Genomic DNA, 23,746 nt, shown 5'->3' on the forward strand with positions numbered 1-23,746 from the left:
AGGTCAGGCGCGGGTGGTGAACTCCCGGACGGAGGCGATCACGAAGTCCAGCATCTCCTGCGTCAGCCCCGGGTACACGCCGATCCAGAACGTCTGGTCCGTGATCAGGTCGCTGTTGACCAGCGGCTCGGCGATCCGGTGCGGCCGGTCGCTGTAGGCGGGATGGCGGGTGAGGTTGCCGGCGAAGAAGCGGCGGGTGTGGATGTTGAGCGACTCCAGGTGGTCCACCAGCGCCGCCCGGCTGTACGGGGCGTCCGGCGAGACGGTGATCAGGAAACCGAACCAGCTGGGATCGCTGTCCGGCGTCGCCTCCGGCAGCAGGAGCCCCGGCAGCCCATCGAGTCCCTCCCGCAGCTGCCGCCAGTTGCGGCGGCGGGCGGCGGCGAACTCGTCGATCCGGCCCAGCTGACTCAGCCCCAACGACGCCTGCAGGTCCGTTGCTTTGAGGTTGTATCCCACGTGGGAGAAGATGTACTTGTGGTCGTAGCCCTGGGGAAGCTTCCCCATCTGCTGGTCGAAGCGCTTCATGCACCGGTTGTCCTCGCCCGGCTCGCACCAGCAGTCCCGTCCCCAGTCCCGGAACGACTCCACGATCCGCGCCAGGGCCAGATTGCTCGTCAGCACACAGCCGCCCTCGCCCATCGCGATGTGGTGCGCCGGGTAGAAGCTCGTCGTCGACAGGTCGCCGAAGGAACCGGTGCGCCGGCCCCGGTAGATGGAGTCGACCCCGTCGCAGTTGTCCTCGACGAAGAACAGGCCGCGGTCCTCGGCCAGTTGGGCGATCTCCGTCGCCTGGAACGGATTGCCGAGGGAGTGCGCGATCATGATCGCCCGGGTCCGGGGGCCGATGGCGGCGGCGATCCGCTCCGGCGTGGTGTTGTACGTGCCCAGCTCGACGTCCACGAAGACCGGCACGAGCCCGTTCTGCAGGATCGGACTGACCGTGGTGGGAAATCCGGCGGCCACCGTCACGACCTCGTCGCCGGGCCTGAGCCGCTCGTCCTCCAGCTGCGGCGAGGTCAGCGAGCTGAGCGCCAGCAGGTTCGCGGACGACCCCGAGTTCGTCAGATGGGCCTTGCGGGTGCCGATGAACCGGGCGAAGTCGCGCTCGAACCGGCGGGAGGCCGTCCCGGCCGCGATCCGCAGATCCAGCGCGGCCGAGACCAGCGCCAGGCGGTCCTCGGCGGTGAGCACCGCACCGGAGACCTGCACGGGGCTGACACCGGGCACGAACGGCCCCGGGGTCTGCTCCTGGTGGTACTCACGGACGAGCTCCGCGATCCGGTCCTTGGTCTCGCCCATGGCCGTTCCTCTCCAGCTGGCACCGACTGACGGAAATCCGAGCGTAGGACCGGTACGGCATGAGATCGCCTGAGTACTGGTCGAATTCCAGCGGCTCCCCACCGTTTCCCGCTGACCTGGCGGAATTCCTTCGCCGGACGCCGAGGGCCCCTCGCACGGTATGGCCCCGGCTGCCACAATTGATCCGCTCGACAACTCGTATGGAGGCCCACATGACCGAACAGCCGGAGCAGAACACCGCTGAGACCGATGCCAAGCGCAAGTTCCGCGAGGCCCTTGAGCGCAAGGCCAACAACGCCCGTTCCCAGCGCGCCCATCTCGAAGTGCGCCTGAAGACCAAGGGCAACGGCGGGGCCAACAACAGTACCCGTCAATTCCGCCGAAAGTCCGGCTGACCCTTCCCGTATCACCCCGCGAAAGGGCCGCGGCGCCTCCGTTCACTTGGAGACGCCGCGGCCCTTTTTCGGCACCGGCCCACCGGAATTCTCGTATACCGCTTGAGGGTTGCTGGAGAATCACTGGAGAATGCGCGGTCCGATGCATGAGATCCGGCCGAAGCGACCGCCTGCCGGCGTTCCTCCCGCGTCGGGACCGGATCGACGAGTAATCGAAGGATGCTCGATCCGGGCCTCGGAGACTGTCCGTACCGAGTAAGGATTCCCGTACCCGGACATTCCCCCGGCGTCCCTCACGCCCGAGGCCACGGACGGAAGCGGAGGCCGAGACCATGACCGCTGAGACGGTGGGTACCGCCGAACGCACGGCCCAGAGCCAGAGCCGGCGGTTCGCCGCCCTGTACGCACAGGCACAGCGCTTCTACGCGCACCAGATGCAGATCCTGGACGCGCACGACACCGAACGCTGGGCGGCCACCTTCACCGAGGACGCCGTCCTCGAACTGCCGTCCCTGCCCGAGCCGGTGCGTGCCCGCGCCTGGCTCACCCGCTACGTGCGCGCGGGCGCGGCACGGCAGCGACGGGCCGGCGGCCTCCTCCACCACTGGGTCGGCATGCTCGACGTACGGCCCCAGGCGGACGGATCGCTGCACACCCGCTGCTCGGCCCTGGTGTACGCCACGCCGAGCGGAAGCACTTCCCAGGTCCTGTACGTGTGCGTCATGGAGGACGTCCTGGTCCGCATCCGCGGCACCTGGCGCGCCGCGCGCCGCAGGGTGACCCGGGACGACCTGGCCTGAGCGCACCCCGCGCAAGCACCCGGAGACGACAGCGACGAGACGCCCAGGAGGCGGTCATGCCACAGCCCGACCCGCACCAGGTACCGCAGCCGCGCAAGGACGAGATCACCTCCCGGGCCTGGGCCGAGGCGCTGGCGATGGCCTGCGGGGTCGCGGACCACACCCACCGCCCGCCGGGCGAACTGGTGGCCGCCGCGCTGCAGGCGCACCGCGCGCTGTCCCGGGGACTCGGACAGAACGTCCAGGTCACGGCCCTCGGACCGGCGGGCGCTGTACGAGGGCTCGCCGCCTTCGTCGCGGTGTACGCCGCCCAGCGGCCCAGCCGCGACAGCGGGACGACATGGAACACCGCTGCAGCTGAGCTCGAAGTTCCGCCCAGCGCACGGGACATGGGGGAGCGCCGTGCCTAGGGTGGGCCGTGCACATCCCCTCCCTGTCCGCGCCCGCCTGCCGTCACCGGACGAGGGCGGGCGCGTCGACACAACGGACCGGCACAGGGCGCCGGCACAGCGGCCGGCGCCCCGGCACACGGGCCCGTGCCTTGTCCGCCCCGGTTCACGCCGGGCCGGTGAACGCCGCGAAGACGTCGTCGAGTTCCCGGGTGTGCACCGTGAGCGACTCGGCCGTGACCGCCGCCGCGTCGAGGACCGCGAGCACGGCCCGCAGGGTCTCCACACCGGCGGCGCCATGGAGCCGCAGGGTCAGGGTCGCGGGGTCGCTCCACGCGTCGCCGAGACCCGGCCCCGGCCCGGCGCCGAAGGCGGCGCCGGCCCGTGCCAGCGCGCTCGCGTCGGCGAACCGCAGCCGGATGAGCCCGTCGGGCGGAACGTCGCGGAGCTCCGGCCGGCGCCCGCGGTTCCCGTGCGCCGCGTCGGCCTCCGCCAGAGCGCTCCGCAGCACGGACCGCGCCTTCGGCGAGAGGGAGACGGCGAAACGGCGGACGAGCCCGCGCCCCGCCTCCCCGCCCCGCTCGGCCGCGGCGGCCAGTTCGGCCGCGACGGCCGGCTCGTGGCCGGCCGGCCCTTCGATGCCGCCGCGGTTCGTCACGGCAGGACCTCCGCCTCGTCCGGGTCCGGCACGATCACCGTGCCGACCGCGTCGTCGGTGAACATCTCCAGGAGGATCGAGTGCGGGATCCGTCCGTCGATCACCCGGGCCGCCCCCACGCCGCCCCGCACGGCGTCCAGACAGCCGGTCATCTTGGGCACCATGCCGTCGCTCAGCTCCGGCAGGAGCTTCTCCAGCTCGCAGGCCGTGAGCCGCGGGATGACCTCTTCGCTGTGCGGCCAGCCCGCGTACAGACCCGCGACGTCCGTCAGCATGACGAGCGCCTCGGCGCGCAGCGCGGTCGCGAGCGCCGCCGCCGCCGTGTCGGCGTTGACGTTGTAGACCAGGCCGTCCTCGGCGCTGCGGGCCAGCGGCGAGACGACCGGGATACGGCCGTCCGCCAGCAGGCTCTCCACGGCACCGGTGTCCACGGCGGTGATGTCGCCGACCCTGCCGACGTCCACCGGCTCCCCGTCGATCCACGGCACGTGCCGTACCGCGGTGAGGGTGTCGGCGTCCTCGCCGGTCATGCCGACGGCCAGCGGGCCGAGGCGGTTGATCAGCCCGACCAGCTCGCGCTGCACCCGGCCCGCGAGGACCATCCGCACCACGTCCATCGCGGCCGGGGAGGTGACGCGGAGCCCGGCCCTGAACTCGCGCTGCAGGCCGCGCCGCGCGAGCTCGGCGTCGATCTGGGGTCCTCCGCCGTGCACCACCACGGGCCGCAGGCCGGCGTAGCGCAGGAAGACGATGTCGCGGGCGAAGGCCGCGGTGAGGCTCTCGTCGACCATGGCGTGCCCGCCCAGCTTGATGACGACCGTCCGCCCCTGATGGCGGGCCAGCCACGGCAGGGCGGTGCCGAGGGCCCTGGCCGCGGCCAGGGCTGGGTGCGCGCTGACGGTGCTGACGGTCATGAGAACCTCGCACACGCGGGGACGGGGCCGCCGGGCGGCCGGTTGGCGCTCACAGACGTGACTCCTTCTGCCGAGGGCACCGGCCTGGCCGGACCCTGCTGACGGGGGACGTGCGCTTCGGGTGCGGTGTGCCGCCTCAGACGGCCGAGGACGCCGCCTCGACGGGGCAGGTACGGTCCAGCTCCCGCTCGGTGCGCCGCAGCACGATCGAGTCGGCTATCTCGCCGCTGCGCACCGCGATGTTCGACAGCAGGGCCGACGACAGGCCGTGGCTGTGCTCGGTGCCGCCCTGGAGATACACGCCGCAGGTCGGTCCCGAGTCGGTGACGAGGCGGTAGTCGCGCTCCACCCGGTGCCGGCCCGCCGCGTCGCGCAGGAAGTGCCGGTCGAAGTCGCCGAGCAGGCGGGACGGGTCGAGGCCCTCGTAACCGGTGGCGAACACCAGCGCGTCGACGGCGAGTTCCTCGGTCCGGTCGTCGAGCAGCGAACGCAGGGTCACCCGTGTCTCGTCCCCGGCACGCTTGACCTCGGTGACCCGGGTCAGGTTGCGGAAGTGCAGCCGCAGGTCGCCCCGCACCTGCTCGTCGTACGAACGCTGGTACAGGGACCGGATGACGTCGGAGTCGACCACCGCGTAGTTGGTGTTGCGGTGGTAGCGCCAGAACGCGTCCCGCGCCCGGTCGGTGCCGAAGTAGTAGTCGTCGACCGCGTCGGGGTCGAACACCTGGTTGGCGAAGGGGGTGTCGTCGGCGACGGAGTAGCCGTAGGAGGAGATGACCGCGGAGACCTGGGCGTGCGGCAGCGAGTCGTGGAGGAACCGGGTGATCTCGGCCGCGCTCTGCCCCGCGCCGACCACCGCCACGCTCCTGAGGTCCTCCGGGGCCTGCGCGTTGAACTTCCCCAGGAACTCCGAGCTGTGCCACACCCGTTCGTCGGCCGTCACGCCCTCCGGCAGCCGCGGCACCAGACCCGTCGAGACGACGACGTTGCGTGCGGTGACCACGCCGACCGTGCCGTCGGCCTCGCGCACCTCGATCTCGACGAGGTCGGAGTCCCGCCCGCCGGCTCCGGTGCCGGGCCGGATCGAGGTGACCTCGGCGCCGTAGGTGACCCGGTCGTCGAGGCCGGCGGCCGCCCACTCCAGGTACTGGTGGAATTCCTGCCGGGTCGGATAGAAGTCCTGGTTGTTGACGAACTGCACCAGCCGGTCCGAGGCGTGCAGGAACGAGATGAAGCTGAACCGGGACATCGGGTTCCTGAAGGTCGCCAGGTCCTTGAGGAACGAGATCTGCATGGTGGTCGACGGCAGCAGCATGTTCCGGTGCCAGCCGAAGCTGGGCTGCCGCTCGAAGAAATGGGACGTGACCGGATGCTCCGGGGCGCTCGCCCCGTGCTCCTCCAACGCGATCGCGAGCGACAGGTTGGAGGGGCCGAACCCGATACCGACCACGTCGAGGATCTCTTGGTCACGCCTGCCCTTAATGCCCATGGAAACTCTCCCGCTCACGTCTGGAATTTCAGCCGACGGCCCGGCAGGCCGTGTTCCAAGTGGTACTCCGGAGAGAGCCTCGAAGACAACTGGAAGACGACATGAAGACCGGTGGAGAGCTTCTGGAGCGCCACTTGAGCCGGAATCGTTGTCCCGTCGACAGGACGACGGGTACGGTCGGCCAGGATTTTCACGAACTCCGTGTGGCACGGCCGTCGGCTCATGTGCCGAAGAAATGCGATCAGGCATGCCCTGAGCCACAGCCATGCCCTGGAGTCAAATTCCTGAGGGGTGAATCCGGATGTTCGTGCCGAGTTTTTACCGTGAACCCGACAGTTCCTGGATGGTGGATCTGGTCCGTGGTCATCCATTGGCGCTCGCGGTGGCCAACGGCAGTCCCGAGGACGGTCCGTTCGCCACGCATCTGCCGGTCATCTTCGATCCCGAGACGTCCGGCGACTGGGCCGGCGAGCTGCCGGGAGCCACGCTGCTCGGGCACATGAACCGGGCGAACCCGCAGTGGGCGGCACTGGAGACGGGCAGCGTCCTGCTGCTGACGTTCACCGGTCCGCACTCCTATGTGTCACCCACGGTGTACGAGGTGACGCCGGCCGCTCCGACCTGGAACTTCACCGCGGTGCATGTGCGGGGCGTGGTCGAGAAGCTGGACTCCATGGACGAGACGCTGGGCGTGGTGCAGTCCACCGTGCGCGCCTTCGAGGGGGCGTTCGGCGACGGCTGGGACATGACCGAGTCGCTCGACTACTTCCGTAAGATCGCGCCCGCCGTGGGCGCCTTCCGGTTCACCGTGACCGGGGCCGAGGGCACGTTCAAGCTCAGTCAGGAGCAGCCGAGCGAGGTGCGCGCGAGGGTGCGGGAGTCGTTCGGGCGCAGCGCGTGCACGTACAAGCGCGAGACCGCGGGGCTGATGAGCCAGCTGCCGTGACGTGCTGCGGGGGGGCGCCGGGTACTCAGGCGCCGACGGCCACCGGCCGGGTCCGCCCGGCGAGTTCCCCGGGGCGGGTGTCCTCCCCGGCCGCGGCCGGCGCCTTGAGACCCTCGGCCTCGGAGATGTCCCCGAGTTCCGCGAGGGCGCTCGCGGCCGCGCTGTCCAGCGTGGCCGTCACCCACTGGCCGAAGTCGACGCCCTGCTGCTCCGCGGCCCGGTGCCACCACTGGAGGCGGCTGCCGGGGACCTCCAGGCGGCGGCTGGGCTCGGCGGGCGCGAGCGGCTGCTGCTCGCTCTGGCGTGCCGCGCGCAGGGCGCCGCGCAGCTGCTTGGTGGTCCACTGCCGCTGCTCGGCGCGGTCGAGCCAGACGTCCTGTTCCTCGACCGGCATGGAGGCCAGCTCGGCGTGGTGCTGGAAGCTCAGGGCGGACCGGCGCCGGGTGAGGTCGAAGCGTCTGGAGACCCACGCGTAGTTGCGCAGGGTCTGGTACGAGAGGCCGGCGGCGCGGATCCCGCGCTGGTACCGGTCGGTGTAGTGGTCCTTGCCGTACACGAGCCAGTCGCCGAGCCACCAGGAGGACGAGTCGAGGACGTCGGCGAGCTGGCGTCCGGCCCGCTCCCACTCGTCGTAGGCCATCCGGGACGGCATCTGCAGGCCCACCCTGGTCGTCAGCACGCGCCCGCGGCGCTGGGCGGCCTCCGTGGGGCGCGGCTGCTGTGGCGGGGGCTGCGGGAGAGCGGTTGCCGGGTCGCCTCGCGACCCCGCGGTCCGACCGGCCTGACTCGCCATCATGCCTCCAAGAAAAGGGTGCACACAACTGGCGAGAAATCTCGCATGACGGGCTGGAACGGTGTCGGAGTAGCACTCGAACGACTGCGTGGCGAACGTCTGTGTGCAACACCGGCGGCCGAAGGGCCCGGCCGGAGCCGGCCAGGCCGAATCGCCGCGGCACGGCTTCGCGAGGGTTTCCGGTGTACCCGGACGGGAGGACCGGGACCTCACCGGCCCGCCGGGCGGCGCGGGCGCGGCACGCGGGACCGTGCCTCGCCCGGCCGCCCGGGAAAGGCCGGTATTCACCGTCGGGGCGGGTCCGCGCGAACGCACGGAAGCACCCTAGGAGCGCGAAGAGGTGTCGCAGTACTCGGCGTTCAGGATGGGGACGATGTCGTCCGCCCGCCAGTCGCTGTTGAAGTTGAACGTCAGCTGGTGGCGGCCGTCCTCGGTGAGGGCGACCAGGGAGAGCCACCCCACGGTGCCTCCGTCGCGGTACCAGATGGTGATGCCGCAGCCCAGCGTCAGCCGCTCGATGCCGAGTCCGTGGGACGAGGCCGGGAAGTCGGGGTTGACGACGGTCGTCTTCAACGCCTCCAGCTGTCGGGGCGGCAGCAGCTTCCCGCGCATCAGGGCCCCGTAGAACCGGTTCAGATCGGCCGCGCTGGAGATGATGTCGCTGTTGCCCCAGGTCTGCGACCCGTTCATCTCGGTGACGTCGTCGATCCGGTCCGGCTGCGTCATGAAGAAGAGCTTGGAGTAGGCGCGGCTGCTCGGCCGGGGCACGTGGACGCCGTTGCCGGGGCTGGACGTCGCCTTCAGCCCCAGGGGTTCGATGATGCGGGTGCGCACCTCGTCCTCGTACCGCCTGCCGCCGACCTTCTCGATGATCAGCGCGGCCACGATCTCGTTGGTGTTGGAGTACCCGTGCCTGGACCCGGGCGCGAACACCGGCGCGTGGGAGAGGGCCACCTCGACGCGTTCCCCGTGCGGCACGGTGTCGTACCGGTGGCGGAGGAAGCCGTCGCCGAAGACGTACGTCTCGACGTAGTCGGTGTCGGCGAAGTAGTCGAACAGGCCGCTGGTGTGGTTGAGGAGCTGCCGCACGGTGATCGCGCGGCCGTCGTTGCCGTTGCCCGTCACCAGGCCGGGCAGATGGCGCTCCACGGTGTCGTCGAGGCTCAGCTTCTTCTCCGCCTCCATCTGGAGGAGGACCGTCGCCACGAACGTGCTGGTGATGTGCCCGACGCGGAACCGGTCGTTCTTGCCGCGCGCCGCGTCCGTCCGCAGATCGCCCACGCCCGCCGCCGTCTTCCAGACACCGTCGGCGTCCCGTGCCTCGGCGGTGACGCCCGGGATGCCGGCCGCGACGGCCGCGTCGATCGCGCGCTGTGTCGCCTCGTGGCCGGCCGCCGCGGGACGGGTGTCCCGCGACGTCTGGGCGGGTCCCGTGAAGGCGGTGGCCGCCATCGCGACCGACGCCAGAGCGACCACGCCCGCCCTTGACCTTCTTCGTGTCGTCATTTCCCGCTCCTGACAGTCGTCGCCGATTGGCCGGTGCCCTACTTGTGCGGTCCGTCCGCGGCAGAGTAGGGCGCCCGACTTGAGTGCGGGTAGCCCGCGCGGCAGGAGACCCCGCAGGACGGCGGACGACGGGATGCGGACGGGATGTGACGGAAAGCGACCTAGGCACGCGCCGGGGTGTCCGTGACCCGCCGCTGTGCGGTGGCGGCCGTCAACTCGCCCAGGCGGAGCAGCAGTTGGTCCTGCTCCCGCTGCAGTCGTCCGACCTGGCGGTGCAGCCGGGCCAGCTCCTCGCGCAGGGGCAGCAGGTCCGCGGCCGTGTCCGCCCGAGCCACCGCGGCCGTGTCCGCGGCCGTGTCCGCGGGCGGCCGCCCGGGCCGGGGCGGGCCGGCCGGGCGGGGGCCCGCCGCCGTGCCGAGGGCCGGGTCGTGGCGGAGGACCGCCTCCACCAGGGAGTGCAGGGCGGGACTCGGCCCGACGCCCAGTTCGCGCACCAGGCGGTGGCGCGCCCGTTCGAACACGCCCAGTGCCTCCGCCTGCCGGCCGCAGCGGTAGAAGGCGACCATCAGCAGGTCGTAGAACCTCTCCCGCACGGGGTGTTCGATGGTGAGCTCCACCAGCTCCGCGGTGATCTCGCCATGACGCCCGGTGCGCAGATACGCGTCGTACATCGTCTCCAGAGCGCTCAGGCGCTGCTCCTCCAGCAGGGCCGCCTCGACCCCGCAGATCTCACCGAGCAGGCTGCCCTCCAGAGCCGGGCCGCGCCACAACGACAGGGCCCGGCCCAGCAGTTCACCGGCCTGCCCGGGGTCGTCGCGCAGCATCCGGCGACCCCGGTCGGCCAGGCAGCGGAAGCGCCCGGCGTCCGTCCCGGCGGGGGGCGGCCGCAGGGCGTAGCCGCCCGGGGTGGTCACGATCCACGGGCGCGGTGCGGGCCCGCCGGCGTCCTGCCGCCGTGGTGGTCCGGACAGCAGCCGGCGCAGCCGGGCGACATGGACCTGCAGCGCGTTCGCCGCGTCGGCGGGCGGGTGTCCGCCCCACAGCTCGTCGACGAGGCGGTGCACGGCGATGTCGTGCCCGGCCGTGACCGCCAGCGCCCCCAGCAGCGCACGCTGTTTGGCACCCCTGGGGAGGATCCGCTGACCGCTCTGCTCGTCCTGGACCTCCACGGGACCGAGAATGCGGAACTGCACGTCTTCCCCCTCACAGGTGGACGGCCGCGCGCCGGCGGTGCACCGGAGGTTCAGGAAGGGCGTGCCGCGCCCGCCGCGTCGAGCGCCGTGGTCGCGTCCCGTTCGATCTGCCGCAGCAGCGGCCCGGGATCGTCCTGGAAGTAGAAGTGGCCGCCGTCGAAGACCCGCAGGCCCATGAAGTGCTCGCTGTGCTCCGCCCAGCCGGTCATCCGCGGCGGTGGGGCGGAGTGGTCCGTGCGGCCCGCGTAGGCGGACAGCGCCACGGGCAGGGGACCGGCGTCGGCGGCGGGGCGCCAGTTCTCCACCAGGCACAGGTCGGCCCGGATGATCGGGGCGAACAGCTCCCACAGGTCGGGATCGTCGAAGACCTCGTCGGGTGTGCCGCCGAGCGAGCGCAGATGGGCCCGCAGCTCGGCGTCGGGCAGTTCGTGGTACCGCGTGCCCGGCCCCCCGGGCCGTGGCGCGGACCGCGCGGAGAGACCGACCCACACCGGCAGCGGCAGACCCCGGTCGACGAGCCGCCGGGTGATCTCGTACGTCAGCAGGGCGCCCATGCTGTGCCCGAACAGGGCGTACGGGGCGGTCAGTTCGGGCTCGATGCGGCGCAGCAGATGGTCGGCGAGGCGGCCCGCCTCGTCGATCTGCGGCTGGTCGAGGAGGAGGCCGTGACCCGGCGCGTCGAGCAGCCGCACGTCCCACGTGCCGGGCAGCTCGGCCGGCCAGCGGCGGTACAGCAGGTGTGAACCCCCCGCGTGGTGCAGGACGAACAGGCGCAAGGCAGGTCGTGTGCTGTCCATCGCTCTCCCTGGGTCGGGTCGCGCACCCTCGAACCATAGAACGGGGCCCGGCCGGCGGGGCGCGGGCCCCAGCAGGGCTCCACCGCCGGTGTGGCGGCCCTCGAGCCGTCCTCGGGCGGCCCCGCGGAGGAGGCGGGCGGGGAAGGCCGCCGGCGAAACCGCCGGGGCGCGCCGGCGGCCGGCATCGTGGCACAGGAAGTCCCCGGGGTACAGCGGATGCCGGTGGCCGCAGACCCGGGCGGACACCGGACGGCCGCAGCGCCTGCCGCCCTTGTAGCGCCGGCGGCCCGGTCCCTACGGTGACGTGGCAACGCCGGGTCGCTACCGATGCCGGGTGTCCTGCCGACCGGACGCCCGTGTGTCCTGCCGACCGGACACCCCGAGTCGGCCGGACGCCCCGAGCGCTCTTCCCACGGGACGACGCCGATCGGCGAACCCGCGCCCGGTGCTCTTTCGCACCCGGCCCGGCGTTCCCGCTTTCCGAGTCACCCCATGACTTGACCTAAGGACGGTGCCAGTTGAGCACGAACCCCTTCGACGACGAGGACGGCCGCTTCCACGTGGTGGTCAACGACGAGGAGCAGCACTCCCTGTGGCCGGCGTTCGCCGAGGTGCCCGCGGGCTGGCGGGTGGTCTTCGGCGAGGCGGCCAGGACCGAGTGCCTGGAGTACGTCGAGCAGAACTGGACCGACCTGCGCCCGAGGAGCCTGCGCGAGGCCATGGCGACGGACTGAGCGCCACCCGGAACACCGTGAGTGCGAGTGGGGAGATGAAGGTTGTGACGGCGGCTGTGAGAACCGCGAGCAGGCACAAGACGAGGCCGGCCGACGACAGCGGTGAGCCCGAGCGGCGCGAGGTGGTCCTGTCCTTCGTGGGATCACAGGCCCGGGTGCAGAAGTCGGGGATGACCTTCCCGCAGAACCTGTCGGAGCGGTCCTGGGAACGGATCGGGACCAACCTGCGCGAGCTGGTGAACTCCTCGGCGTGGTGGCTGGCCGACTGGCTGATCTACGGCGAGGCCACCTACGGCTGGCGGCGGTACAAGGAGGCGGTCGAGCGCACCGGGCTCGACTACCAGACCCTGCGCAACTACGCGTGGGTGGCCAGGCGGTTCGAGCACGACCGCAGGCGGGACAGCCTCAGCTTCGCCCACCACGCCGAGGTGACCCGTCTGTCGCCGCCGGAGCAGGACTACTGGCTGCGCAAGGCCGAACAGCAGAAGTGGTCGCGCAACGAACTGCGCCGGGCGGTGCGCGCGAGCCTCGCCGTGCAGAGCGACACGGCCGGGACGTCCCCGGCCGACGGTGACGAGCAGCCCGAGGTACCCCGGCTGGCCACCTCGGGGGCCGCCGGGAAGCGCCGGCAGAAGGTCACCACGCTCACCATCGAGCTGTCCGTCGGCCGCCTTGAGGGCCTCGCGAAAGCGGCCGCCGCACACGGTCTGCCCGTCGACAAGTGGGTGGCCCAGGTGCTCGAGACCGCCGGCCCGCCCGCCGCCGAACAGCGCACCGCCGAACAGCAGCGCACCGCCTAGGGCGCTTCACCGGACCGCCCCGGACCGCCGCACCGCCGAGCCGCGCACCTCTCACCTTTGGAGCACAGTCGATGATCCTTCAGGGAAAGCGGGTCGCCCTGCCGCCGGCACCCGTCGTCCACCGGCGGTTCGAGGCGCACGCGGCGGCCACCCCCGACGCCGTCGCCGTCGTCTGCGCCGGCCGACAGGTCACGTACGCGGAACTCGACGCGCGGGCCAACAGGTTCGCGCACTTCCTCATCACGTGCGGACACGGCCGCGGTACGAAGGTCGGCGTCTGTCTCGACTACTCGGTCGACCTGCTCGTCGCCGTCCTCGGCACGCTGAAGGCCGGCGCGGCGTACGTGCCGTTCGACCCGGCCTACCCGGCCGAGCGGCTGCGGCTGCTGCTGGGCCAGGTCCCCGGCCTCGGCCTGATCGTCGCCTCCCCGGCGACCGCTGCGATGGTCGAGTCGGCGTCCGCCGAGGTCGTCGAGTTCGAGCAGCTCTCCGCCCACCTGGCACACCTCCCGGCGACCGCCCCCGACACCACCGTGACCGGGGACGACGTGTGCTACGCCGTCTTCACGTCCGGGTCGACCGGCACGCCGAAGCTGACCGCCGTGCGGCACGAGGGCTGGTTCAACCTGATGAACTGGCTGCAGCTCGAGTACGGCCTGCACAGCGGGTCGCACAACCTGGTCGTCAGCGCGTTCGGGTTCGACCTCTCGCAGCGCGCCCTGATGACACCGTTGTTCTGTGGCGCCACCCAGTACCTGGTGGCGAGCCGGAACTTCGACGCCATGATGGCCTACCGCATCCTGACCCAGCACGAGATCCGCGTGGTGCACTGCGCCTCCAGCACCCTGTACGTGCTGGTGGACTGGGAGACCGCGCGGGGCGGCGACGCGCTCACCCGGCTCGACTACGTGCTCTTCGGCGGCGAGGCGCTCAAGGCCGAGCGGCTCACCGGCTGGGCGCGCCGCGAGGGCAACACCTGCACCCTGCTGCACCAGTACGGCGTCGCCGAGTGCACGGATGTCGCGACCTCCTACGACCTCGCCGGGTACCGGCCGGGCGAACACGACATCCCCCCGGTCGGCAGGCCGGCGTACAACACCGACATCCACCTCCTCGACGAACAACTGCGCGGTGTCGCGCCGGGGGAGCAGGGCGAGATCTGCATCTCCGGGGCCGGCGTCGGCGCGGGATACCTCGACGGCACGGGCCCGGAGAACGAGAAGTTCACCACGATCGTGGTCGACGGCACCCCGCGCAGGCTCTACCGCACCGGCGACCGCGGCCACCTGACCGAGGCCGGTGAACTCGTCGTCGCCGGACGGATGGACGCGCAGGTGAAGGTGCGGGGCATGCGCATCGACCCCACCGACATCGAGCGCGCGCTCGGCCGGCTCGACGGGATCCGGGAGGCCGCCGTGGTGGTCACGTACACCGGCTCCGGCGAGGCCGAACTGTCCGCGTTCATCGTCCCGGCGGGCGAGGACCTCGCCGAGGACGACGTGCGCACCCGCCTCCTCGCGACCCTGCCGCGGAACATGGTTCCGGTCAGGTTCACGAACATCCGGAGCATTCCGCTGAGCCCGCACGGAAAAGTGGACCGCGCGGCGCTGGCCGACGCGTTCCGGTACGCCGGCAGCGGCACGGCGGCGTAGTCGGCGGACCTTGATGACAACCGAGAGGAACAAGATGATCGCCGACAGCGTGCGCGCCATCTGGTGCCGCGAACTCCAGCGCGACGACATATCGGTCGACGACGACTTCTTCGCCCTGGGCGGCCAGTCCGTGATCATGGTCGGCATCCAGGGTGCCTTCATGGAGGAACTGGGCGTCGAGGTCCCCATGGACCAGCTGTTCCTCAACTCGACGGTGGCGTCCATCTCCGCGTACATCGAATCCCTGGGCGCGGTGGCCCGGTAATACGACGGGTCACCCGGCGTCGACAGCGCACTCCGTCACCACCGCTTTTCCGGCTGCGGCCGCATCGGGTCACACAACCAATCGGTAAGAGAGGCGCCATGTACGACGTGATTGTCATAGGTGCCCGTTGCGCGGGTTCGCCGACGGCCATGCTGTTCGCACGACAGGGCTATCGCGTCCTGCTCCTGGAGAAAGCGCGCTTCCCGCTGGACACGCTGTCCTCGCACTACCTCCACATGCAGGGCGTGGCACTGCTGAACCGATGGGGGCTGCTCGAGAAGATCCGCGACTCGGGCGCCCAGCCGATCACCCACCAGAGCTACGAGGGGCCCGGCGTCCGCATCGAGGGCTTCTCCCTGCCGATCGACGGCCTGACGACCACGTACGCGCCGAGGCGGTACGTGCTCGACCCGATCCTCGCGGACGGCGCCGTGGCGGCCGGCGTGGAGTACCGGGAGGGGTGCGCGGTCAAGGACCTCGTGTTCGAGGACGACCGGGTCGTCGGCGTGCGGTACACGACGCCCGGCGGCGCCGAGGCGACGGACCGGGCGCGCCTGATCGTCGGCGCGGACGGCATGCGCTCGCTGGTGGCCCGCAAGGCCGGCGCCGAGAACGTCATCGAGCACCCGCGGATGACCACCACCTACTACAGCTACTGGTCCGGGGTCCCCGCGCACTTCGAGCTGTACGAGCGGTCGGGACGCTGGATCGGGGTCCTGCCCACCAACGACGACCTCACGCTGCTCATGGCCTACTTCCCGCAGGACGAGTACAACGCGGTCCGCAAGAACGTGGAACCCGCCTACCTCGACGCGTTCCGCACGACGGCGCCCGAACTGTACGAGCGGATGCGGGCGGGCCGGCGCGAGGAGCAGCTGTACGGCACGGGGCACCAGGAGAACTTCTTCCGCAAGGCGTACGGGCCCGGCTGGGTGCTCGTCGGTGACGCGGTGACCCACAAGGACTCCATCACCGCCCGCGGTATCACCGAGGCGTTCGTCCAGGCCCAGTCGCTCACCGACCTCGTCGGGGAGGACCTGCACGACGACGCCGCGCTCGGCAGGGCTCTGCGGCGCTACGAGAACGACCTGGGCGACGAGGCCCTCAGCCAGTACCAGGGCGCGCTCAACGTGGCCGAGCTCAAGCCCGAGGGCCGCACCGAGATGCTGCGGAAGCTGGTCGGCCACCAGGAGCACATCGACCGCTACTTCTCGACGCTGTCGGGGGCGTGCTCCATCGACGACTTCTACAACGACGAACTCTTGACCCTGCTCGACCAGAGCTGAGCGACGACCTGCTCCCTGGTTCCGCCGATTTGGAGAAACAATGATCCCGTTGTCGTTCGCGCAGCGTCGGCTGTGGTTCGTGGACCGCTTCGAAGGCCCGTCGCCGACCTACAACGGCGCTTTCGCCCTGCGGCTGACCGGTGAGCTGAACGTGGGCGCGCTGGAGGCGGCGCTCCGCGACGTCGTCGGCCGGCACGAGGTCCTGCGTACGGTGATCGTCGAGGACGCCGACGGCGTCCCGCACCAGCAGGTGCTGGCGTCGGGGGAGAAGCAGGTCACCCTGCCCGTCGTCGAGGTCGCGCGCGAGGAGCGGGCGGCGGCCGTCGACGAGGTGGCCACCGAGACCTTCGACCTGGCCACCGACGTGCCGATCCGCGCCCGGCTGGTACGGACCGGGCCACGCGAACACACCCTGGTGCTCGTGGTGCACCACATCGCCCTGGACGGCGAGTCCCTCGGACCGCTGCTCCGCGACCTCACCACGGCGTACTCGGCCCGCCGGGACGGCGGCGCCCCGGCGTGGGAGCCGCTCCCCGTGCAGTACGCGGACTACACGCTGTGGCAGCAGGACGTGCTCGGTGACGAGTCCGACCCCGACAGCCTGGCGGCCAGGCAACTGGCGTACTGGCGCGAGGCGCTGGCCGACCTGGCACAGCCGCTGGCCCTGCCCACGGACCGCCCGCGCCCGAGGGCGATGAGCCCGCGCGGCGACCTGGTCCGGTTCCCCGTGGACGCCGACCTGCTCCGGGCCGTCGAGAAGCTGGCCACCGAACAGGACACCACGGTGTCGATGGTCATGCAGTCGGCGCTCGCGGTGCTCCTGCACCACCTCGGATGCGGCGACGACATCCCCCTCGGCGCGCCGATCGCCGGCCGCACCGACGAGGAACTGCGGGACCTCGTCGGGTTCTTCGTCAACACCTGGGTGCTGCGCGTCGACCTCTCCGGGAACCCGACCTTCCTCCAGCTGCTCCAGCGGGTGCGGGACCGCGCCCTCGCCGCGTACGACAACCAGGACATGCCGTTCGAGCGGCTCGTCGAGCTGCTGAACCCGGACAGGTCCACCGCCTACCACCCGTTCTTCCAGGTGATGCTCGCCTGGCAGGAGCCCCTGGGAGAACTCGAGTTCGCCGGTCTCGACGTCGAGTCGCAGACCCTGGAGACCGGCACGGCCAAGTTCGACCTGTTCTTCAACATGATCCCGGACGGCGCGGGCGGGGCGGGAGTCCGCCTGGAGTACGCCACCGACCTGTTCGACCGGAGCACGGTCGAGACCCTCGCGAACCGGTTCGTGCGGGTGCTCGGCCGGCTCGTGACCGACTCCGGACGCGGTATCGGCGTCGTCGACGTGCTCGACGCGGCCGAACGGGAGCTCCTGTTCCCCCGGTCCGGCGCCGGGGCCGCGACGGTGCCCGACCTGACGGTCCCGGAGCTCTTCGAGAGCCAGGTGGCCAGGACCCCCGACGCCCCGGCCGTCGCCTGCGGGGACCGGACCCTGACCTACCGGGAACTCGACGACCGGGCGAACGCCGTCGCGTGGGAACTCGTCCGCCGCGGCGCGGGACCTGAGGACCTGGTGGTCCTCGCGCTGCCCCGCACCGAGGACCTCGTCGCCGGCCTGCTCGGCATCCTCAAGTCGGGCGCCGGATACGTGCCCATGGACCCGCAGTACCTCGGCGGGCGGGCGGAGACCGTGCTGGCCGAGGCGGCCCCGCGCTTCGCCGTCACCGACACCGCCACGTGGCGGAGCCTGCCGGCGAACGACATCCAGCCCGTCCACCTCGACCACCGCGCCGACTGGGACACACCCCGCGGAGCGCCCGACGACACGGGCCGCGTCTCCCCGCTGAGCCCCGACAACCTGGCGTACGTGATGTACACCTCCGGCTCCACGGGCAAGCCGAAGGGCGCGGCGATCACCCACCGGGGCGTCGTCAACGGCGTACGGGAACTGGTGCGCGTCCTCGACGCGCCGCCCGGCTGGCGGATGCTGGCCGGCACCTCCGTCAACTTCGACGTGTCGGTCTTCGAGCTGCTGACCACCCTGACCACCGGCGGCACGGCCGAGGTGGTGCCGAACGCGCTGACCCTCGGCGAACGGGACAGCTGGGACGGCCAGGTGATCAGCGCGGTCCCCTCCGTCCTCGGGGAACTCGTCGAGCACCTGGGGAAGACCACCGGCGTACGCACCGTCGTCCTCGCGGGCGACGTACTGCCCGGCCGCCTGGTCCAGGAGGTGCGCGAGGCCCTGCCCGGCGTGCAGATCGTCAACTCCTACGGACAGAGCGAGAGCTTCTACGCCACCACGTTCTCCCTCGCGCCCGGCGACGAGTGGGCGGACCACGACGTCGCGCCCATCGGCACCCCGCTCGGCAACATGCGCGCCCACGTGCTGGGCCCGGGCCTCGCCCCGGTGCCGCAGGGCGTGATCGGCGAGCTGTACGTGGTCGGCACCTGCCTCGGCCGCGGCTACCACGGCCGCCCGAGCCTGACCGCCGAACGCTTCGTGGCGAACCCCTTCGGCGCCGCCGGCGAGCGCATGTACCGCACCGGCGACCTGGCCCGCTGGAACGCGCAGGGCCAACTGGAGTGCGTCGGCCGCAGCGACGGCCAGGTGAAGGTCCGCGGCTTCCGCATCGAGACCGCCGAGGTCGAGGCGGCGATCACCCAGCACCCCGGGATCAGCCAGACGGTGGTGATCAGCCGGGAGGTGCCCTCGGGCGGACGACGGCTCGTCGCGTACGTGGTGCACACCGGCGAGGGAGCCGTCGGCGACGACGGCGCCGGCGGCATCGGCGACGTGGACGTGCAGTCCGGCGCCTCCGCCGCCGAACTGCGCAGGTTCGTCGCGGCCCGGCTGCCCGACTACATGGTCCCCTCCGCCTTCGTGGCGCTCGGCAGGCTGCCGCTCGGCCCGACCGGCAAACTGGACCGCTCGGCGCTGCCCGAACCGGAGTTCCTCGGCGAGGTCTACCGGGAGCCGCGCACCGAGACCGAGAGGATCATCACCGCGGCGTACGCGGACGTCCTCGGAGTGGAACGGGTCGGCGTCGACGACGACTTCTTCGCCCTCGGCGGCGACAGCCTGCGGTCGATCCAGGTGGTGGCGCGGGCCCGCGCCCGGGACCTGCAGCTCTCCACCCGGGAGATCTTCGAGTGCCGCACGGCGGCCCGCCTCGCCGAGGTGGCCGCCGACCGCCGGGACCAGACACCCGCGCTGGAGGAGGACGAGGGCGGTGGCACCGGCCCGATGACACTGCAGCCGGTGGCACGGCATGTCTTCGAACACGGCGGCGGCACGAACCGCTTCGCCATGTCGATGGCGCTGGAACTGCCCGCGGGCATCGACGCCGACGGGCTGACCGCGACCCTCGACGCGGTGCTCGACCGGCACGACCTGCTGCGCGCCCGGCTGGTGCGCGGCGACGAACTCTCCCTCGACGTGCGCCCGCAGGGCGCCGTACGGGCGGCGGACCTGATCCGCCGGGTCACCTGCGACGGCCGGTGGGACGACCCGTCCGCACTCGCGGCGGCCAGGGCGGAACTCGACGACGCGGTCGGACGCCTCGACCCGGAGGCCGGGACCATGGCGGACTTCGTCTGGTTCGCCGCCGGCTCCGGCGAGGGCCGGCTGCTCGTGGTGCTGCACCACCTGGTGGTGGACGGTGTCTCCTGGCGCATCCTGATGTCCGACCTCGCCGAGGCGTGGCAGCAGGTCAGCTCCGGCCGCACCCCCGAACTGCCCGCGGTCGGCACCTCCGCCCGCCGCTGGGCGTCGGCACTGGAGGACGAGGCGTTCTCCCCCGGACGGGAAGCGGAACTGGCGTACTGGCAGGACCTGCTCGAATCCGCCGGCCCCCCGCTGGGCAGCCGGGCGTTCGACCCGGCGGTGGACGTCTGGTCCACGGTCGACACCGTGCGGGTGGAACTGCCCGCCGAGGTCACCGAGGCGGTGCTCACCACGCTTCCCGCCGCGTTCCGGGGCACCGGCACCGACGTGCTGCTCGCCGCGCTCGCCCTGGCGGTGGACCGGTGGCGGGGCGCGGACGGCTCGACCCTGGTCCGGCTGGAGGGACACGGCCGCGAGGAGGCCGTCGTCCCCGGAGCCGACCTCTCCCGGACCGTCGGATGGTTCACCAGCATGTACCCGGCCCGCGTCGACGTACGGACGGTGGACCTGGCCGACGTACTGGCAGGCGGCCCCGCGGCCGGCACGGCCGTCAAACTCGTCAAGGAGCAGCTGCGCGCGATCCCCGACAAGGGGATGGGGTACGGACTGCTGCGCCACCTGAACCCGGAGACCGCCGAGCAGCTCGCCGACTGCCCCGCACCGCAGATCGGGTTCAACTACCTCGGCCGGATCTCCGACTCCGACGTGCCCGAGCACCTGCGCGCGCACGGCTGGGGACCGGCCTCCTGGTCCGCCGAACTGATCGCGGCACCCGACCCGGACCTGCCCGCGCTGTCCGCCCTGGAGGTCAACTCGGTCGCCCTGGACACCCCCGGCGGCACCCGCCTGCAGGCCGCCTTCATGTTCGCCACCGGGGTGCTGTCCCGCGAGCGGACCGCCGAACTCGCCGAGCTGTGGACCGAGGTGCTGCGCGGCATGGCCGCGCACGCGGCCCGGCCGCGGACCGGAGGGCTCACGCCCTCGGACGCCCGGCTGGTCCCGGTGCGGCAGGACGAGATCGAGACCTGGGAGGAGCGCTACGGCCGGCTCGCCGAGGTGTGGCCGCAGGCCCCGGGCCAGTCCGGCATCCAGTTCCAGGCCGCGCTCGCCGACGGCTCCTTCGACGTCTACCACATGCAGTTCGTGATGCATCTGTCCGGGCACGTGGACCCGGCACGCATGCGGGCCGCCGGACAGGCCCTGCTGGAGCGGTACCCCAACCTGCGTGCCGCGTTCCTCACCACGGCCGACGGCGAACCGGTGCAGGTCGTGCCGGAACACGTCGCCCTGCCCTGGCGGCACCTCGACCTGACCGGCCGCACCCCGGCCGAGCAGGACGCCGCGCTCGACAAGGCTCTCGCCGACGACCGCGCCGACCAGCTCGACCCCACCCGGCCGCCCCTGATCCGCCTGGCCCTGCTCACCTGCGGGCCCCAGCAGGCCAAACTCATCGTCACGGCGCACCACACCCTCTTCGACGGCTGGTCGTCGCCGATGGTGATCACGGACCTGGTCCGGCTGTACTCCGGGACTAACGGCCTCACCCCCGTCCGGAGCTACGGCGACTACCTGGCCTGGCTCTCCGCGCAGGACCAGGAGGCGTCGGCGGCCCGCTGGAGGGCCGAGCTCGACGGCTTCGACCAGCCGACCCTCGTGGCCCCCGACGCCGCCCTCCAGGAGGCCGCCTCCGCCCTCGGACGGGTCGAGGTGCCGCTGTCGATCGACAAGGGACGCGAACTCTCCCGGCGCGCCGCGGAACTCGGCGTCACGGTGAACACGCTCCTGCAGGGCGCGTGGGCGATCCTGCTCTCGCAGCTGACCGGGCAGCGGGACGTGGTGTTCGGGGCTGCCGTCAACGGCCGCCCGGCGGACCTGCCCGGTTCCGACGAGATGGTCGGCCTGTTCATCAACACCCTGCCGACCAGGGTGTCCTGCGGGCCGGACCACACCATGGCCGACGCCATCACCGACCTCCAGGACCGGCAGACCTCTCTCCTCGACCACCACTACTACGGGCTGGCCGACATCCAGCGCAACGTCGGACTGCCCGCCCTGTTCGACACGCTCATCGTCTTCGAGAACTACCCGATCGACCGCGAGGGCATCGTCGACGCGAACGCCTCGGCGGGGTTCACGATCGACGGCATCCGGCCGTTCGCCGGCTCGCACTACCCGCTCACCCTCAACTCGGCCGACCCCTACCTGCGGCTCTCGCTCGACTACCAGAACAACCTCTACGACCGCGCGCAGGCCGAGGCGATCGCCGCCCGGCTCGTCCGGGTGCTGGACCGCATCCTCGACGACCCGGGGACGCGCCTCGCAGACATCGACGTACTCGGTGCGGACGAGCGGAACTGGCTGCTGCACGAGGTGAACGACACCGCCGAACCGACCCTGGAGCCGGGTCTCGTGGAGGCCGTGCGCGGCCAGGTGGCAGCGGCGCCCGACGCCCTCGCCGTCATCGGCGAGGAGGAGTCGCTGACCTACGGGGAACTGGAGGAGCGGACCAACCGGCTGGCGCACTGGCTGATCGGCCGCGGGGTGCGTCCGGAATCGCTGGTCGCCGTGTGCCTGCCCAGGTCCGTGGAGCTCGTGGTCGCGCTGCTCGCGGTGCTCAAGACCGGGGCGAGCTACGTCCCGATCGACCCGGAACACCCGCGTTCGCGTATCGACCACATCCTCGGGGACTCCCGCCCCGCGTTCGTCCTCGACGCCGACGCGCTGGCCGGCGTGGACGACACGGGACAACCGGCATCGCCGCCGGAGGTGCTCGTCCGGCCGGAGAACGCCGCCTATGTGATCTACACCTCGGGGTCCACGGGTGCCCCGAAGGGGGTGGCGGTCCCGTACGGCGCGCTGGCGAACTTCCTGGCCACGATGCGGCGGCGGTTCCCGCTGACCCCCGGGGACCGGCTGCTCGCCGTGACGACGGTCGCCTTCGACATCGCGGGCCTCGAGCTGTACCTCCCGTTGATCTCCGGGGCGGCGGTGGTGCTGCCGGGCAAGGGGACCGTCTCCCAGCCCTCCGCGCTGGTGGCGATGATGCGCCGCCACGAGGTCACCGTCGCCCAGGCGACACCGGCGTTCTGGCAGATGCTGCTCATGGAGGAGCCGAAGGGCGCCGAGGGCCTGCGGATCCTGGTCGGCGGCGAGGCCCTGCCGGTGCACCTGGCCGAGGCTCTGGCTGCACAGGCCGCCGAAGTGGCCAACGTGTACGGCCCGACCGAGACGACGATCTGGTCGACGACGGCCGGCGTGGAGGCCGGCTCCGGTGTCCCGGCGATCGGGACACCGATCGGGAACACCCAGGTGTACGTCCTCGACTCCCGGCTGCTGCCGGTCCCGCGCGGGGTGCAGGGCGAGCTCTACATCGCCGGCGACGGCCTGGCCCGCGGCTACCACGGCCGGCCGGAGCTGACCGCGGGACGGTTCGTGGCCTGCCCGTTCGGCCCGCCCGGCGCACGCATGTACCGCACCGGCGACCTCGTGCGCTGGGGCCGGGACGGCCGGCTGCGGTACATCGGCCGCACCGACTTCCAGGTGAAGATCCGCGGGTTCCGCATCGAGCTCGGCGAGATCGAGCACGTACTGGCCGAGCATCCCGACGTGGCGCAGACGGTCGCCGTGGTGCGCGAGGACCGCACCGGAGACCAGCGGCTGGTCGCGTACGCGGTACCGAGCGGCAAGGCGGACCCGGCCGGCCTCGACGTCGAGGCCCTCACGGACCTGCTGCGGGGGCGTCTGCCGGAGTACATGGTGCCGTCGGCCGTCGTGCCGCTCGCCGAGTTCCCGGTGTCACCGAGCGGGAAACTCGACCGCGCCGCGCTCCCCGCACCCGACCGCGGCCAGGCCGCGCCGGGACGGGGGCCGCGCAACCACACCGAGGAAGTCCTGTGCGGGCTGTACGCCGACCTGCTCGGCGTGGCGGAGGTCGGCATCGACGACGACTTCTTCGCCAGCGGCGGCCATTCACTGCTGGCCACCCGGTTGAGCGGCCGGATCCGCAACGCCTTCGGCGTCGACTCGAAAGTCACGATGGTGTTCCGCAACCCGACCGTCGCCCAACTGGCCGTCCGCATCGAGGAACTGACCGCGCCGAACGGCCCCGAGCAGCGCAGGTCGAAGCGGCCCCAGCTGCGTCAGATGACTGTGTAGGA

Annotated in this window: 18 protein-coding genes; 10 read left to right on the plus strand and 8 right to left on the minus strand. The window is 71.9% G+C overall.

What is annotated here, in order from left to right; all coding sequences use genetic code 11:
- Positions 1–3: 3 nt before the first annotated feature.
- On the minus strand, positions 4–1,302 hold the full coding sequence (gene rfbH, locus ACFYXC_RS35280; protein ID WP_389556472.1) for a lipopolysaccharide biosynthesis protein RfbH: 1,299 nt from the start codon (positions 1,300–1,302) through the stop codon (positions 4–6).
- A 212-nt stretch (positions 1,303–1,514) separates the two neighbouring features.
- Here rfbH and ACFYXC_RS35285 point away from each other — a divergent pair, with 212 nt between their 5' ends.
- The 3 genes from ACFYXC_RS35285 to ACFYXC_RS35295 all read left to right on the plus strand — a co-directional run bounded on the left by ACFYXC_RS35285 (position 1,515) and on the right by ACFYXC_RS35295 (position 2,907).
- Entirely contained in the window at positions 1,515–1,697 is a 183-nt protein-coding gene (locus ACFYXC_RS35285; protein ID WP_388915680.1) for a DUF5302 domain-containing protein, read from the plus strand.
- Positions 1,698–2,029: 332 nt separating this feature from the next.
- A complete protein-coding gene (locus ACFYXC_RS35290; RefSeq protein ID WP_388915678.1) occupies positions 2,030–2,497 on the plus strand; it encodes a nuclear transport factor 2 family protein in 468 nt (155 codons plus the stop codon).
- Positions 2,498–2,553: 56 nt separating this feature from the next.
- Positions 2,554–2,907, plus strand: a complete 354-nt coding sequence (locus ACFYXC_RS35295) for a hypothetical protein (RefSeq protein WP_389556474.1) — start codon at positions 2,554–2,556, stop codon at positions 2,905–2,907.
- Positions 2,908–3,052: 145 nt separating this feature from the next.
- Here the strand turns inward: ACFYXC_RS35295 and ACFYXC_RS35300 are convergent, their stop codons facing one another.
- From ACFYXC_RS35300 to ACFYXC_RS35310, 3 genes are all read right to left on the minus strand, one after another.
- Entirely contained in the window at positions 3,053–3,544 is a 492-nt protein-coding gene (locus ACFYXC_RS35300; RefSeq protein WP_389556476.1) for a hypothetical protein, read from the minus strand.
- Positions 3,541–4,458 (minus strand): acetylglutamate kinase, encoded by a 918-nt coding sequence (gene argB / locus ACFYXC_RS35305; protein WP_389556477.1) that lies wholly within the window; start codon positions 4,456–4,458, stop codon positions 3,541–3,543. The genes ACFYXC_RS35300 and argB overlap by 4 nt, the downstream gene beginning before the upstream one ends.
- 136 nt (positions 4,459–4,594) lie before the next feature.
- Positions 4,595–5,947 carry a lysine N(6)-hydroxylase/L-ornithine N(5)-oxygenase family protein gene (locus ACFYXC_RS35310; RefSeq protein ID WP_389556479.1) on the minus strand — a complete coding sequence of 451 codons (1,353 nt, stop codon included), beginning with the start codon at positions 5,945–5,947 and terminating at the stop codon, positions 4,595–4,597.
- A 301-nt stretch (positions 5,948–6,248) separates the two neighbouring features.
- Between ACFYXC_RS35310 and ACFYXC_RS35315 the strand changes: the two genes are divergently transcribed.
- Positions 6,249–6,893, plus strand: a complete 645-nt coding sequence (locus ACFYXC_RS35315) for an FMN-binding negative transcriptional regulator (protein WP_389556480.1) — start codon at positions 6,249–6,251, stop codon at positions 6,891–6,893.
- 25 nt (positions 6,894–6,918) lie between these two features.
- On the opposite strand, the gene ACFYXC_RS35320 is transcribed toward ACFYXC_RS35315, so the two are convergent.
- From ACFYXC_RS35320 to ACFYXC_RS35335, 4 genes are all read right to left on the minus strand, one after another.
- Positions 6,919–7,572, minus strand: a complete 654-nt coding sequence (locus tag ACFYXC_RS35320) for an LmbU family transcriptional regulator (protein ID WP_389556481.1) — start codon at positions 7,570–7,572, stop codon at positions 6,919–6,921.
- A gap of 438 nt (positions 7,573–8,010) precedes the next feature.
- Positions 8,011–9,192, minus strand: coding sequence for a serine hydrolase domain-containing protein (locus ACFYXC_RS35325; protein WP_389556483.1), 1,182 nt, complete (start codon positions 9,190–9,192; stop codon positions 8,011–8,013).
- Between the two features lie 161 nt (positions 9,193–9,353).
- Positions 9,354–10,385 carry a BTAD domain-containing putative transcriptional regulator gene (locus ACFYXC_RS35330; RefSeq protein WP_389556485.1) on the minus strand — a complete coding sequence of 344 codons (1,032 nt, stop codon included), beginning with the start codon at positions 10,383–10,385 and terminating at the stop codon, positions 9,354–9,356.
- A 50-nt stretch (positions 10,386–10,435) separates the two neighbouring features.
- Positions 10,436–11,182 carry a thioesterase II family protein gene (locus ACFYXC_RS35335; protein WP_389556487.1) on the minus strand — a complete coding sequence of 249 codons (747 nt, stop codon included), beginning with the start codon at positions 11,180–11,182 and terminating at the stop codon, positions 10,436–10,438.
- Between the two features lie 518 nt (positions 11,183–11,700).
- On the opposite strand from ACFYXC_RS35335, the gene ACFYXC_RS35340 reads away from it, so the two are divergent.
- The 6 genes from ACFYXC_RS35340 (at position 11,701) to ACFYXC_RS35365 (ending at position 23,744) form a co-directional block, all read left to right on the plus strand.
- Positions 11,701–11,916: an MbtH family protein gene (locus tag ACFYXC_RS35340; protein WP_389556488.1), complete on the plus strand. Its 216-nt coding sequence runs from the start codon at positions 11,701–11,703 to the stop codon at positions 11,914–11,916.
- A gap of 56 nt (positions 11,917–11,972) precedes the next feature.
- Positions 11,973–12,716 carry an LmbU family transcriptional regulator gene (locus ACFYXC_RS35345; RefSeq protein WP_388915649.1) on the plus strand — a complete coding sequence of 248 codons (744 nt, stop codon included), beginning with the start codon at positions 11,973–11,975 and terminating at the stop codon, positions 12,714–12,716.
- Between the two features lie 71 nt (positions 12,717–12,787).
- Positions 12,788–14,368, plus strand: coding sequence for an amino acid adenylation domain-containing protein (locus tag ACFYXC_RS35350; protein WP_389556490.1), 1,581 nt, complete (start codon positions 12,788–12,790; stop codon positions 14,366–14,368).
- Positions 14,369–14,402: 34 nt separating this feature from the next.
- Positions 14,403–14,633 (plus strand): acyl carrier protein, encoded by a 231-nt coding sequence (locus ACFYXC_RS35355; protein WP_389556492.1) that lies wholly within the window; start codon positions 14,403–14,405, stop codon positions 14,631–14,633.
- A 98-nt stretch (positions 14,634–14,731) separates the two neighbouring features.
- Positions 14,732–15,919, plus strand: coding sequence for an NAD(P)/FAD-dependent oxidoreductase (locus ACFYXC_RS35360; RefSeq protein ID WP_389556494.1), 1,188 nt, complete (start codon positions 14,732–14,734; stop codon positions 15,917–15,919).
- 40 nt (positions 15,920–15,959) lie between these two features.
- Positions 15,960–23,744, plus strand: a complete 7,785-nt coding sequence (locus ACFYXC_RS35365; RefSeq protein ID WP_389556496.1) for an amino acid adenylation domain-containing protein — start codon at positions 15,960–15,962, stop codon at positions 23,742–23,744.
- Positions 23,745–23,746 lie beyond the last annotated feature (2 nt).

This window comes from Streptomyces sp. NPDC002701, assembly GCF_042889045.1.
In the GTDB taxonomy this organism is placed as follows: domain Bacteria; phylum Actinomycetota; class Actinomycetes; order Streptomycetales; family Streptomycetaceae; genus Streptomyces.

Excerpts from the sequence above, each read along its gene's own strand:
- rfbH (WP_389556472.1), bottom strand. The coding sequence starts at position 1,302 with ATGGGCGAGACCAAGGACCGGATCGCGGAGCTCGTCCGTGAGTACCAC.
- ACFYXC_RS35285 (WP_388915680.1), top strand. The coding sequence starts at position 1,515 with ATGACCGAACAGCCGGAGCAGAACACCGCTGAGACCGATGCCAAGCGC.
- ACFYXC_RS35290 (WP_388915678.1), top strand. The coding sequence starts at position 2,030 with ATGACCGCTGAGACGGTGGGTACCGCCGAACGCACGGCCCAGAGCCAG.
- ACFYXC_RS35295 (WP_389556474.1), top strand. The coding sequence starts at position 2,554 with ATGCCACAGCCCGACCCGCACCAGGTACCGCAGCCGCGCAAGGACGAG.
- argB (WP_389556477.1), bottom strand. The coding sequence starts at position 4,458 with ATGACCGTCAGCACCGTCAGCGCGCACCCAGCCCTGGCCGCGGCCAGG.
- ACFYXC_RS35310 (WP_389556479.1), bottom strand. The coding sequence starts at position 5,947 with ATGGGCATTAAGGGCAGGCGTGACCAAGAGATCCTCGACGTGGTCGGT.
- ACFYXC_RS35315 (WP_389556480.1), top strand. The coding sequence starts at position 6,249 with ATGTTCGTGCCGAGTTTTTACCGTGAACCCGACAGTTCCTGGATGGTG.
- ACFYXC_RS35325 (WP_389556483.1), bottom strand. The coding sequence starts at position 9,192 with ATGACGACACGAAGAAGGTCAAGGGCGGGCGTGGTCGCTCTGGCGTCG.
- ACFYXC_RS35335 (WP_389556487.1), bottom strand. The coding sequence starts at position 11,182 with ATGGACAGCACACGACCTGCCTTGCGCCTGTTCGTCCTGCACCACGCG.
- ACFYXC_RS35350 (WP_389556490.1), top strand. The coding sequence starts at position 12,788 with ATGATCCTTCAGGGAAAGCGGGTCGCCCTGCCGCCGGCACCCGTCGTC.
- ACFYXC_RS35355 (WP_389556492.1), top strand. The coding sequence starts at position 14,403 with ATGATCGCCGACAGCGTGCGCGCCATCTGGTGCCGCGAACTCCAGCGC.
- ACFYXC_RS35360 (WP_389556494.1), top strand. The coding sequence starts at position 14,732 with ATGTACGACGTGATTGTCATAGGTGCCCGTTGCGCGGGTTCGCCGACG.
- ACFYXC_RS35365 (WP_389556496.1), top strand. The coding sequence starts at position 15,960 with ATGATCCCGTTGTCGTTCGCGCAGCGTCGGCTGTGGTTCGTGGACCGC.